Source organism: Bengtsoniella intestinalis (assembly GCF_039719005.1).
Taxonomy (GTDB): Bacteria; Bacillota; Clostridia; order Oscillospirales; family Oscillospiraceae; genus Oscillibacter; species Oscillibacter intestinalis.
Genome location: NZ_CP133584.1, coordinates 3,092,745 through 3,106,010 on the forward strand (window position 1 = coordinate 3,092,745; position 13,266 = coordinate 3,106,010).

13 protein-coding genes are annotated in these 13,266 nt (G+C 40.4%); all 13 read left to right on the forward strand.

Annotation, left to right across the window (positions count from 1 at the left end; genetic code table 11):
- Nucleotides 1-144: 144 nt before the first annotated feature.
- The 13 genes from RFF05_RS14805 to RFF05_RS14865 all read left to right on the forward strand — a co-directional run bounded on the left by RFF05_RS14805 (nucleotide 145) and on the right by RFF05_RS14865 (nucleotide 12,979).
- Complete coding sequence (locus tag RFF05_RS14805) at nucleotides 145-273, forward strand: cyclic lactone autoinducer peptide (protein WP_409970124.1); 129 nt, start codon at nucleotides 145-147, stop codon at nucleotides 271-273.
- Nucleotides 273-845 carry an accessory gene regulator ArgB-like protein gene (locus RFF05_RS14810; RefSeq protein ID WP_409967802.1) on the forward strand — a complete coding sequence of 191 codons (573 nt, stop codon included), beginning with the start codon at nucleotides 273-275 and terminating at the stop codon, nucleotides 843-845. Before RFF05_RS14805 ends, RFF05_RS14810 begins: the two co-directional genes overlap by 1 nt.
- 18 nt (nucleotides 846-863) lie before the next feature.
- A complete protein-coding gene (locus tag RFF05_RS14815; RefSeq protein ID WP_409967803.1) occupies nucleotides 864-1,574 on the forward strand; it encodes a hypothetical protein in 711 nt (236 codons plus the stop codon).
- A 374-nt stretch (nucleotides 1,575-1,948) separates the two neighbouring features.
- Nucleotides 1,949-2,104 carry a hypothetical protein gene (locus RFF05_RS14820; protein ID WP_409967804.1) on the forward strand — a complete coding sequence of 52 codons (156 nt, stop codon included), beginning with the start codon at nucleotides 1,949-1,951 and terminating at the stop codon, nucleotides 2,102-2,104.
- 267 nt (nucleotides 2,105-2,371) lie between these two features.
- The gene (gene istA / locus RFF05_RS14825) at nucleotides 2,372-3,769 is read left to right on the forward strand and encodes an IS21 family transposase (protein ID WP_409967180.1); all 1,398 of its coding nucleotides are present in this window, start codon (nucleotides 2,372-2,374) and stop codon (nucleotides 3,767-3,769) included.
- Nucleotides 3,766-4,518, forward strand: a complete 753-nt coding sequence (gene istB, locus RFF05_RS14830; RefSeq protein WP_409967179.1) for an IS21-like element helper ATPase IstB — start codon at nucleotides 3,766-3,768, stop codon at nucleotides 4,516-4,518. The genes istA and istB overlap by 4 nt, the downstream gene beginning before the upstream one ends.
- 306 nt (nucleotides 4,519-4,824) lie before the next feature.
- Entirely contained in the window at nucleotides 4,825-5,232 is a 408-nt protein-coding gene (locus tag RFF05_RS14835; protein WP_409967805.1) for a hypothetical protein, read from the forward strand.
- Between the two features lie 531 nt (nucleotides 5,233-5,763).
- The gene (locus RFF05_RS14840; RefSeq protein ID WP_409967806.1) at nucleotides 5,764-5,961 is read left to right on the forward strand and encodes a DUF6870 family protein; all 198 of its coding nucleotides are present in this window, start codon (nucleotides 5,764-5,766) and stop codon (nucleotides 5,959-5,961) included.
- 163 nt (nucleotides 5,962-6,124) lie between these two features.
- The gene (locus RFF05_RS14845; RefSeq protein ID WP_409967807.1) at nucleotides 6,125-7,753 is read left to right on the forward strand and encodes a recombinase family protein; all 1,629 of its coding nucleotides are present in this window, start codon (nucleotides 6,125-6,127) and stop codon (nucleotides 7,751-7,753) included.
- Nucleotides 7,754-9,385, forward strand: a complete 1,632-nt coding sequence (locus tag RFF05_RS14850) for a recombinase family protein (RefSeq protein WP_409967808.1) — start codon at nucleotides 7,754-7,756, stop codon at nucleotides 9,383-9,385.
- The gene (locus tag RFF05_RS14855) at nucleotides 9,378-10,907 is read left to right on the forward strand and encodes a recombinase family protein (RefSeq protein WP_409967809.1); all 1,530 of its coding nucleotides are present in this window, start codon (nucleotides 9,378-9,380) and stop codon (nucleotides 10,905-10,907) included. Before RFF05_RS14850 ends, RFF05_RS14855 begins: the two co-directional genes overlap by 8 nt.
- 132 nt (nucleotides 10,908-11,039) lie before the next feature.
- Nucleotides 11,040-12,146, forward strand: a complete 1,107-nt coding sequence (locus RFF05_RS14860) for a sensor histidine kinase (protein WP_409970125.1) — start codon at nucleotides 11,040-11,042, stop codon at nucleotides 12,144-12,146.
- Entirely contained in the window at nucleotides 12,143-12,979 is an 837-nt protein-coding gene (locus RFF05_RS14865) for a response regulator (protein WP_409967810.1), read from the forward strand. Before RFF05_RS14860 ends, RFF05_RS14865 begins: the two co-directional genes overlap by 4 nt.
- Nucleotides 12,980-13,266 lie beyond the last annotated feature (287 nt).

The following is a 13,266-nucleotide window of genomic DNA, read 5'->3' on the forward strand; positions in this document are numbered from 1 at the left end:
ATTATTTTTTTCAAATTTTATACTTGAATTTTGGCAATCTGTACTTTCGACATAAAATTTTCGGTGAATGTATGGTACTCTTTCATTAGCATATGATATTGAATATTAAAAGATAAGGAGGATCGTGGAATGAAGAAATTTTTAATGAAACATGGGCATATCCTGTCGGTATTTGCACTTATGGTAACTACATACTCAGCCAATAGATCATGTATGTTGATTTTTCATCAACCAAAGTTACCCGATACAGCTAAGAAACTGCGTAAGTTCTAATGTTAAGTAGGAGATTAGAGGACATAGCAGATTTCCTTGTAAGTAATGGAAAGAATGCAAATGTAGACAGGGATATAATTCTGTATGGACTAACTGTTGCGATTGAGCAAGCAGCTAGTATTGTTTCAGCGATAATACTTGGTTGTGTGGTTGGTCTTGGACGGGAAGTTGTTATCTTTCTTATTTCATTTTCTCTTTTACGAACATACGCAGGAGGCTATCACTGCAAAACAGCCATTCAATGCTACTTTATGTCAGTGGGAACTATTTTTGCTGTACTAATGATTGTGAAATACACACCCCAAAAGTACATAATGCCTATCTGTATTATGCTGTTGTTAGTAGCTGTTCCGCTGATATGGAAACTCGCTCCTGTAGGAGCAACAAGCAAGCCACTCGATGAGGTGGAGAAACAACATTATCGTAAGATAACAATTCGTAACTTAGTCGTTGAGTGTTTCATAATTTCTATTTTGCTTCTTGCAGGGATATATAACTTTGCCTTTGTAATGAGTTTAGGAATTATGGTGACAGCAGGAGTTGTTGTTTTGCAAAGAAAAATTAAAAACTAAATTTAGGAGGAAATTAAAATGTTTAAAATGAAAAAATTATTATCATTTGTTTTGGCACTCAGTTTGCTTTGTATTCCGCTGTTAGGAAACACTGCCTACGCAGCTTCAAACGAAGATATTGCTACATTGATTATCTATTCATCTCATGACAATAGCCATTCTTGGTTGGTAGTAGAAAATCTATCAACTGAAGAAATTACTGTCGGTAAATATACAGTAGCTGGAGAAGATTCGGTTACTATTGGTACATTCGGAAATAAAGACCCACATAGTGGCATTTGGTATAATATAGAAGGGGCAGCCGCAGCCGCAGCCAATGTTTCGACTTCTATGAACCTAACCGAAACAGAATTATCAACAGTGACTTCAACAATCAATAGTAACAATTCTTATTCCGTAACTAACAATAATTGTTCAACATTCGCAAGCAAAGTTTGGAATAGTGTATCTAATACTGATGTTTCTCCCGGTGGCTTTATTGATACCCCAAGTGCTTTAGCAGATAGTATTGAAGCAAATTTTCCAAATTCGCATATGGACAATCGAGCAATTCCGAGCAAGGGTACTGATGAAATTGCGTATCATAAATCATCAGGTATTGTATATCACAATCCATTTGGTGATGATGGTGGTGGTAGTAGTAGCAGTAGGAGTTATGTTGTAGGTGGTAATGGACTAACTGACTTTACTGAAGCTGAACGTGCAATTTTAGACCAATATCATAAGTAGAATGACTGAAAAACCTTTATAGTTAGGAGGTTTATAAAGTGTTGATTGTTACAATTATTTCGGTCATATGTGTGTTATCGCAGATTTTTTTGCTTATTTTGAAAGTTAATAAAAAATATCTGTTTTTTCCACCTATTGTAAATTTTTTATTGGTTATCTGTTTTAGTTTGATTGCACTTTACAAATATTCAACAACACTTACGAGCTTTCCTGTATATTACTATATTTTATTAGAAGTATATCCGTTGATTATTTCAGTTGTTGTAATTACTATACTGATGTTCTTAAAAAAGCAAGGTGAATTTTAAATATAAAGAAAATGCCTGCTGTGAAACCACAGTAGGCATTTTCTAATTGAAAGGAGTTAATATATCATGCCAAACCCTGCACTCGCAAAAATCTTATCCAAAATAGCAATAGATGTTGCTGTAGATGAGAAAAAACGAAAAACAGTTTTAATGATTATCCTTGCCCCGGTAATCACCTTGCTACTACTCATAACCTTTGTCTTATCTACCCTCGCCTTATAGAGCAGATATTTTCAATAAATCGACATAGTTTTAGAGATTTCGTCCTTATTATTACCGATTCCGTCCTTACTATTATAAAATATAGCTTTTTTATAGTAATATTTAATCAATAAAATGATTAAGTAGCAGAGATAGTAAGGGGTATAAATGCTAATATAAAAGTGAGCCACCTAGCCCCCTTTCGCTCATGAAAATTTGAGCCACTTGAAATAACCCTGTATACTAGCAGTAAGCTAGGAACGGGGGAAAATAAAGGTGGTAATCACAGTGAACATTTACAAAGAAGTGCGACAATTACGCCAGCAGGGGCGTAGCCAGCGGAGCATTGCAGTCCAACTGGGCATCTCTCGCAATACGGTGAAAAAGTACTGGGAGGGTGAAGCCGTGCCGTGGGTGCGCAAGGAGTATCAGCGCCCAACCAGCGTGCTCACGGAGGGCGTAAAGAACTTCATCCAGCAATGCTTGGATGAGGATGAGGAAAATCGTCTCAAGAAGCAATCTCACACCGCCAAGCGGATCTACGACCGTCTAGTGGAAGAGCAGAGTTTTACAGGTGGCGAATCCACCGTGCGACGCTATGTCCAAGAACTGCGTGGCAGTACGCCTGAGGCCTTCGTGCCACTGGCCTTTGACCCTGGGGATGCAGTGCAAGTGGACTGGGGTGAGGCAACCATTCGGTTGGCTGATGTGAAAACGAAAGTCAATATTTTCTGCGCACGCCTTTGCTACAGCGACGCCCCATTTGTGGTGGCCTACCGCAGACAAAACAGCGAGAGCTTTTTAGAGGCACAGGTGCGCACCTTTGACTACTTCGGCGGCGCGCCACGGCGTGTCATCTTTGACAACGCCAAAATTGCCGTAAAAGACGGATTTGGCGCCCACGCCAAAACGCAGGACAGCTATGCTATGTTGGCAGCGCACTACGGTTTTGAGACTGTATTCTGCAATCCTGCCTCTGGCAATGAAAAAGGGCTAGTAGAGGGTTTGGTAGGCTTCTCACGACGCAATTTCTGCGTGCCACTACCCAAAGTGGACAGCATGGACGAGCTGAACGATTTGCTACAAAAGCGTTGTGAACAGTACCTAAAACACACCATTCGTGGCAAAAACGGCACTGTTAGGGAAGAATTCGAAGTGGAAAAAGCTGCACTCAATCCCTTGCCCATCTACCGTTTTGACCCTGCCAAACGTGCCCACGGGCGAGTAGACCGATTTAGTACCGTGCGCTTCGACACCAATAACTATTCCGTGCCTGTGACCTATTGTGGCAAAGAAGTGACGGTAAAAGCACTGCCTGAACAGGTGGAAATCTACAGCCAAAACAAGCTGATTGCCACCCATCCACGCTGCCTTGGGCACAAGCAAAACGTGTATGATTTACAGCATTACTTGCCGCTTTTGGAACGAAAAGGCCGTGCTATCTTCCAAGCAAAGCCAGTGCGTGACACCGTTCCACCAGTGTTTTTAGCGTGGTTGCAGAAGCAAAATTTGAAGCCAAAACAGATTGTGGAATTGCTATATCGCTGTCTTGATGAGGGGTTTGACACCGTGATGCAAGGCGTCTCCGTGGTCACGCCACCGCCCCCTAAAATTGCAGACACTGTGGTTGTCCAAAACGTGAATTTGGCAGGCTATGACGTTCTTTTTGGAGGTGTGAGAGTATGAATGTGACGGAGGAACAGGTGAAATTATACGCAAAGCAGCTGCGTCTGCCTATGTTTGCTGACTACCAGCAAGTGCTCAGACAGGTGGATTCCAGTGCCACTTTTGCTGATTTACTATTGGAATTGATGCAGGCCGAATTGGCTTCTAGGCAAGAAAATCAAATGAAAAAGCGGCTTAAAGCGGCAAATTTTCCGTATTTGAAAACATTGGACGAGTTTGATATGACCCAACTCAACGAAGCGGTTTCGCCAATATTTTTGCAGGAACTAGCCTCCTGTGATTTTGTGAACAGACGGCAAAACGTGGTGATGATTGGCAATCCCGGCCGAGGCAAGACCCACTTGTCCATTGCACTGGGGCTGAAGGCCTGCTACGCGGGCCACAGCGTTCTGTTTAAGAACGCCGCAACACTCTCTACGGAGCTGTGTGAGGCCCGAGACAACTACTCTTTGGGCAAGTTGGAGCGCAATCTAGCCCGTGCTGATTTGCTCATCTTGGACGAGCTGAGTTACCTCAGCTTTAACCGCCACCAATCTGAACTGCTGTTTAAAGTCATCTCTGACCGTAGCGAGAAACGCAGTACCATTGTGACAACGAATCTGCCGTTCTCCAGATGGCCAGAGCTATTTGAAAACACCACCATGGTGGCGGCTCTCATTGACAGGCTGACCTTCCAGTCCCATGTGCTTGATATGAATGGTGATTCTTTTCGTTTGAAGCAGACCCTGGCAATGGCTGAATATTCGTGAGCGAGTGGCTCACTTTTTCATGAGCGCAAGTGGCTCACTTTTTCATGAGCGAGCGGCTCACTTTTTGGTTGACGTTTATAAGGGGACGGTATAATGATTTTTGATAAGAATTTGCACTGTTCAAAAAAATAGCAATGACCTTAATTTAATATGCAATAAAAATGCCGAAAACATGGTTTGTACTGTTTTCGGCATTTTTCATTTTATCACCAAAACTAAAAATACAAGCTATTACTACAATATAAGAGCGCCTCCTTTGTTTTTGAATGTTTAACGACTTTCAAAAATTTAAAGGAGGGCATTTTTATGTCATTTTATGTAAAGGTTAAAGACAGCACTGGCAAATATGTGTTCATCGAGGTAACTTTGGAAATTCACGAACTTTTCGAGGAAGAAAGAAGATACAACAAGCGTATCAAAAAGGAATACCAAAGGCACAGAACCGATGAAGAATTTATAGAGGAATATATGTTACCAAACAGATTACATACCGTTTCAATCCCTGAAAAGCTGGCTCATCAGCATGATTTGAAACAGGCACAAGCAGTGATTGCAACCTGTACCGAAACGCAGCAAAGAAGATTTAATCTTCATCGTGTTATGGGGTATTCTCTCACTGAGATTGCCAAAATGGAGAATTGCTCAAAAGTGTCAGTTAAGGAATCGGTAGACAAAGTAATAGCAAAATTAAATAACTTGAAAAAAGATTTGTAAACCGCCCTAACTTTCACCCTGTTTCAGTCCTATATAGTAGAGGGATATATTTTCACCCCTCTGCTGTTCCTTGAAAATTTAATATCAGTATTCAAGTTTCTGCTTTAAAATTTTAGGTTTAAGACCGCCAAGACCTCCTGCAAGGATATTCCCTGTAAACAAGAACTATTTTCTAAGGTGCGAGCGATAAGTCTTAGTTAAAGCAGACCATCAAACCGTGTCCCACGGTCAAAGGGGATTTCTGCGAATATGGTGGACAGCCTAGTCACCTGTCATTAACACCTATCGGTGGATCTATGGGATTTACCTATCATCACTTGAATATTCCGGTATTGGGAATCGAGCCATGAGATAGTCCTGCTATCTTAGAATACAATACAACAAATAAAAAGCATTCAAAACAAAGGAGCGGTTATGGTGATGGGTATTTTCTCCCATCACCTAACTGCAATATAAATGCAAGATTTTTGCCTATAAGTTTAATCTTGTAGGCAAATGTGTTTCATTTAAAAGATAAAGGAGGTACTTACCATGAAAGAAACAAAAAATTTAGTAGACATTAACGATGTAAAAATTGATACGTCACTACCAAAAGAAAAACGAATTGAAGAATATGTGACACAAATTCGTGACCCAAACAATTTTATGTGTGGAAAATATCAAGTTAAGATTAGTTTTGCTAAAAACGGACTTAGCTTGGAAGAATGTCTTGCTGGCATTTTGTTGTAAAAATTATATTGTGGAGCATACTTGACTTTCTCGCTTTAACGTGGTATAGTCTTATTGGAAAAAGAATAACTACGATTGCTTTTGAGCTATCGTTATATAAGGCAAGCTATCACTCTTTATATTTTACAGGGAAAGTCCGTAAAATTATAAGGAGTGATTTTTTATGTCAAAAATTTATAAAGCCGCATTGTATATGCGTATTTCTAATAGCGATGAGCGAACTGGCGAAAGCGAAAGTTTGGGAAATCAGCGAAAATTTCTACAAGATTTTGTTGCGAAAAATAGTGATATTCAAATCATCTGTGAACACCTCGATGATGGTGTCACAGGCTTGGTGTATGACCGCCCTGCTTTCAATGAACTTATGAGGGATATTTTAGCTGAGAAGATTAATTGTGTCATCTGCAAAGATTTAAGCCGCTTGGGACGTGAGTTCATTGATACTGGGCGTTATTTAAGAGAGGTATTCCCTAAGTACGGAGTTCGGTTTATAGCTGTTTCTGATGGGATAGATACCATCAATGAAAATAACCTATCCGAAGAACTGGGAGTTACCCTAAAGACATTGCTAAACGACGCATATAGCCGAGATATTTCTAAAAAGACAAGAAGTGCATTGAAGTCAAAACGTGCCAATGGCGAGTTTGTTGGTGCTTGCCCTGTATATGGATATTTGAAAAGTGGCGAAAACAAAAACCAACTCATTCCCGATCCCTATGCCAGTGAAATTATCAAAGATATTTTCAAGTACAAGAAGGACGGAATGAGTGCCGCCAAGATTGCCGAAACACTCAACAACCAAGGTGTGTTATCACCCCTAGCCTATAAAAAAGATAGAGGTCTACCAACACCAAAAGGTGGCTTTGCCGATAAGGACACCAGTATGTGGAGTGCGACTACCATCATTCGCATTTTAAAAGATGAAACCTACACAGGGGTTTTAATGCAAGGTAAACAAACCACTTTCAATTATAAATTGAAGGACAAAAAGCATAAACCTAAAGATGAGTGGGCAATCACCTATGATGCTCACGAGCTTATTATTTCAAGGCAAGATTTTGACCTTGTGCAAAAACTAATGAACATTGACACTCGAACTGCACCTAACGAGGACAGCGTTCACCTCTTTGCAGGAGTGCTTATCTGTGGGTGCTGTGGAGGTCGTATGACTCGCAAAATCGTTCCCTACAAGGATAAGAAGTATTTCTACTACTATTGCCCCACAGGGAAGAAAAATGGTTGTACAGCAAAGATGATTAAGGAAGATGACATCATAAATTGTATTGCCACCAGTATGAAAACCCACATTGCAAATGTAGTGGATTTGGACTCGTTACTGGAAATCTTAGGGACAAAAAAAGTTGCCAAACAGATTACGGATAAGTTTCTGACACAGATAAATGATGTGGATAAACAGATTCAAAAAATTACAACGTATAAAGTGAAGTTATATGAAAGTTTGGTGTCTGAACTTCTATCAAAATCAGAATATAACACCTACAAGAAAGAATATGATAGCGAACTGTTCAGGCTTAAAAATGCCAAGGCACTTTTAATTTCCAAGTATGAACACGAAAAACTAACTGCTGAAGATAAACTTCGTTGGACGGAACATTTTAAAGAATTTAGCGATATGCAAATCTTATCAAGACGAGCCGTTGTCGCTCTACTCCACTCTGTCACCCTACATTTTGGAGAAGAAAGAAGCATACACATTCAGTATCGTTACGAAAACGAATATGAAAATATCATGAAACTTATCAATCAAAAATTACAAAAGGAGGCTGTTTAAATGGCACGAAAAAGCAGAAAAAATACAGTAGCGAAAATTGATGTAAAAAGCAATGTTTTAAAAACTGCTGTTTACATCAGACTATCCGAAGAAGATGGCAAAGGTAGAAGCTGCTCTGTTGATACACAAAGACAGATTATTGAAACCTATATCGACACTGCTCCTGACCTTGAAATAACAGATTACTACACCGATAATGGTACAACAGGCAGACACTTTGATCGTGTGGAATTTAAGCGTATGTTAGAGGATATTGAGCAAGGCAAAATAGACTGCGTTGTGTGTAAGGATTTATCACGCATGGGACGTAATTCCATTGATACAGGGTATTACATAGAAAAGTATTTTCCACTCCATAACGTGCGTTTTATTGCTGTTACAGATGACTTTGACAGTGCCAATGGTTTAGAGGGTACAGATGGTCTTATGCTTAGTCTGAAAAATATGATAAATGAAGCCTACTCAATGGATATTGGCAAGAAGATAAAGGCACAGCAAGAACAAGCTATAAAAGATGGTCAATTCGTTGGTGCAAGACCTCCCTATGGTTATAAAAAAGACCCTAGCGATTGTCATAAACTCATTATCAATGATGATACTGCACCTGTGGTCAAGCGTATATTTCAAATGGCAAGTGAGGGTATCGGTGTAACTACTATATGCTTGACACTAAATGAAGAAGGTGTTTTTACCCCTGCTAAATATGCACATTTAGCTGGCTATACTTCAAGTCAAGTTTACGGTGAAGCGTGGCAAACTCGCACTATAAATGTAATGCTTAAAGCCGAAACCTACTTAGGACATTTGGTACAAGGTCGAAGTTCATCTTTTAATCGCAAGCAAACCCAAAAAGATAAATCGGAATGGGTAAAGGTAGAAAATACCCACGAAGCGATTATCTCCCAAGAATTATTTGATAAGGTGCAAGCTGTTAGAAGTAAAATGTCAATAGAATATAAAGGGAACTGGTCTGAAAATATATTTAAAGGCAAAATCTTTTGTGGACATTGCGGTAAAAATCTACACAGACAGAAAAGCTCAGGCTTGCGTGGTACGGGAAAATATTATTTTAAATGTATCTCCAACTATCGTATCCATAAGACATATTGTGTAGGCGAAGGCAGACTTATGGAAGAACACCTAAAACAAGTTATTCTGACAGTTTTAAATAAAGAATCCATTGCTATCTTTGGTATGAGCTTTGCATATCAACAACAAAAAAATGCCATTGATAGAAAAATAGGCTCTCAAAAAGAGGAACATTCTTTTCTTGCAAAAGATATTGATAAGTATAGAAAATATCTAAAAAGTCTTTATGAAAACCTTGCAAACGGCATTTTAGATATTGAGGAATACAAGGTGCTAAAGAATGGATATGAGGAAAAAATTGAAGTTGCAAGAGGTCGATATTATGAAATCGAAGCACAAATCAATGAACTGCAACAGCAGATTGATAACCTTAAATCTTTAGACAAAGACTTGAAGTCTGCCAGTAAAACAGAAAACCTATCTGCCGAACTGGTAGATAAGTTAATCGAAAAGATAACAGTGTGGGACAAGCACTCCATCGAGTTTAATTTTAAATTTGAAAATGCGTTTCCTCTGCTAAAGGAGGTACTTGCAAATGAGTAATCGAAAAATTGCACTATACATTCGTTTATCTGTTGAAGATAGTAAAACGGATAGTTTAAGTATCGACAATCAGCGAAAAGTTTTACACCAGTATTTAGAAAATCTGCCTGAATACGCAGATTGTGAGGTGCTAGAGATGATTGACAATGGCTATTCCGGCACCAACCTTGAAAGACCTAAAATCACCGAGCTATTGAATATGGTGCGTGAAAATAAAATAGCTTGTATCCTCTGCAAAGACTTTAGCCGTTTCAGTCGCAATATGCTTGAAATGGGGTATTTCTTTGAAAAGGTATTTCCACTCTTTGGCACACGCTTTATATCTGTATCCGATCGTTTTGATAGCAATAGCTATGGTGATAACACAGGTGGCATTGACGTTACTTTTAAGTACCTAGTCAGTGAGTATTACAGTAAAGACCTGTCTGTGAAATCAAAGGCAGCACGACACGCAAAAATGAAGCGTGGCGAATATGTTTCAACCAATATGTTCTATGGCTATATGCTAGATGAAGATAGAAACATTGTAATTGACGAAGAAGCGGCTGATGTAATTCGGCTGATGTTTAAAATGACCCTTGAAGGTCATATCCCTACTCGTATTCAAAATGAGCTATATAAAAGAAAGGTTCTTACCCCCTCTGAATATAAGGCAAGCAAGGGAAAGAAACATACAAAACTTCCGTTAGTGCCTGCCTTATGGACACAAACGGTGATATTGAATAAACTTCGTGATGAGCGTTATACTGGCACTTATATCATGGGGAAAAGTGAAGTGAAGTCAGTAGGTAGTCGTGGTGTCAAAAAGAAAGATGAAAGCTCTTGGTACAAGATTCCAGACCATTATCCTGCTATCATCGACAGGGAAACTTTTGATAAAGCAAATGCTATGATTATTGAGCAAAGGACACCTAAAAGCAGAGCAAATGGACATCTATTAACGGAAAAAGTTTATTGTGGTACTTGTGGGCATAGAATGGCAAAGAGAAACAACATAGACCCTGTTTTTCATTGTAGATTTAGTCAAGGAATAGAAGATTTCGTATGTGACAGAATGGGCATTACTGCCAGCGTTCTTGAAAATATTGTTTTTACAGTTATGAAGAAACAAGCTGAAGTTGTACTAGGTGTGGCAGATGTTACCGACATATCACAGCTTGAAAAATTACTGGATAAGAAAAATATGTTTGAAACGCAAATGGAAGAACTTCACAAAGAGAAACGCTCTCTTTATGAGCAATATATTTTAGAAGAACTGACCATAAAACGCTATCAGACAAAGAAAAAGGCTGTTGATGCTAAACTTGTAGATTTAATGTCAACTTATTCTGCCATAAAAGAAAAAACCGACAGACTTGGAAAGACTGCCGTGGAAACCGATACTCGTATTAACATTGCAAATGATATTAAGAATGAAAAGGCATTATCTCAAAAACTTGTTGACCTACTTGTAGATCGAGTTCTTGTGTATCCGAATAAGGAAGTTGAAATAATTTGGAAGTTCAAAAGTTTTGCTGAATAAAAATTGCGTATATCTTCCTTTTCAAAAGTACATTTTCGCTTGATTGCTCCAGTCATAGCGAAAAACTCAAAAAAGTTGTAAAATATTTTAGTAATAGCTTGACATAAGCGTGGCGAAATCAATGTGCTGACCATGTGGACAGGCCACGCCACCTTGTCGTCTATGTTGGCCATGATGATTTTGCGGATTATCCCTGTGGTGTTCCATCAATTTGTGATGACCATATTGGATGAAAAACCATGGTGGTTGCGTCTGCTGGGCGTGGTTGCATGGGGCAATTTGTTAGGGTCCTTTGCATTGCAATTTATTTGGCAGGTGTCTTTGGTTGAAACGTTAGGCGTAACAATAGGGATTTTTGTCGTTAGCTGTGTGGTGTATATAGTTGGGATTTTGGTAGAAAATCTAAGGCGGAAAACGCCCACAACCTATGACTGGATAAGCTATGCCATGATGATATTCCCCGTGGCATCCATAGGGGAGATTTGCTATTATCTATACACTGGAGACTCCGACCAATTGACGGGGCTGTTTGTGGCGGCGGCCTGTGTGGGGTATGCGCTGTTCGCCCATGTGCTGTTGGTGAGAAATGAAGTGAAAAACGATGTGGAAAAGCGTGCCCTAGAGCAACAACAGCGTGCGCTAGAGCGCAAGCCGCTTTACCAGCAAATCAACGCCCATTTCCTGTTTAACACGTTAAACACCATCAGTGCCTATTGCAAAGAAGAGCCAGCTAAGGCAGATCGGGCTGTGAATTTACTGTCCCAATATATGCGCCGTTATACCAAGCTGGTGGACGCGTCTGACTATGTGCCCTTTAAAGAAGAAGTGACCTTGATGGATTTGTACTTAGATATTTTAAACCTCCGCTATGAAGAGGAGTATACACTGGTGGTGGACGCGTCTTTTGAGGACTTTTTATTGCCACCGCTGACATTGCAAACGGTGGTGGAAAATGCCGTGATTCATGGGTTGCATAAGTTTGTCAACCATGGCGTGATTTATGTGCAAACCCAGCGTTATGGAAAAATCATTGAGATGATTGTCAGCGACAACGGTTGTGGATTTGATATGAGAGCCAAATGTAAAGGTTCTGGAGTGGGGTTGCAAAATCTGTCTCGCCGCCTCCGTATTATGGGGGGCGACATGGAGGTGGATAGCCTGCCGGGCAATGGCACTCGCATTATTATGCACGTGCCCTTACAACCACATGAAGAGGAAGAACAGGGGGAGATTGTATGAATGCGATTTATGTAGACGATGAGCGCAGTGCTCACGTGAATTTTTATTATGATATGAAAGATCGGCCTGAAATCCAAACGTTGACTTGCTTTTTCAAAGCAGGGGAAGCGCTAGACCATGCGCGGAGCCACATAGTAGATTGTGCCTTTTTAGATGTGGAGCTAGGGGGCGGAGAAAACGGATTGGACTTGGCAGATCAGTTGCGCAAAATCTACCCCAATGTGGAGGTGGTGTTTGTCACGGCCTACGACCACTATGCCCGTGATGCCTATCGCTTAGGGGGGCGCGCATACCTGTCCAAGCCCTATGACCAGCAGGAGTTGGGGGAAACGGTGGCCTTGCTGATGCGCTTAACCAAAGCCCACCGCAAAGAGGCAGAACAGGGTAAAGAGTTTAAAGACCGTGTAGAAATCAAAACCTTTGGCAATTTCGATTTGCTGGTGGACGGTCGGCCCGTGGCGTTTAAAAATGCCAAGGCCAAGGAGCTGTTGGCATTTTTGGTGCAACAGCGTGGCGGCACGGTCAATGGCCCCCAAGTGCTGATGGCCCTGTGGGAGCATTTGGAGTATTCTGGCATCACCTCAACCTATGTGCGGCGCACCGTCCGTGCCTTGCGAGAGGAGCTAGAGCGGCTAGAAGTGGGCGATATTTTCGTGTATAAGCGCAATTGCTACAGCATCGACCCAGCCTTGGTGCATTGCGATTATTACGACCTGATGGCAGGGGTGGAAAAGGCAAAGTCCCAGTACAATGGGGAGTATATGAGCCAGTACTCTTGGGGCGAGAGCATCATCCCCTTGATTGAGCGAAAAGTGGGGGCAATGGGCGCCTAAAGATACACCTTTCGCCAAAATGACAGATACACAGTTTGCAACCACGGCCAAGGCCGATGGGTTGCAGGCTGTGTTTTTTTTGTTGGTGGTTTATAAATTATTGCTAAAAATTGGATAAATTATGACAAAACGTTGGATGTTTTGTATGGATTTTTTTACGAAAATCAGAATAAATTGTAAATTATGCTCGTATAGTGTCCGATATGTGCTCGTATGTTGTACTATGCGAATGGTAGAATAATGGTATAAACTTACTTTATATGGAAGGAGGCGATGGCTTGGGTAAG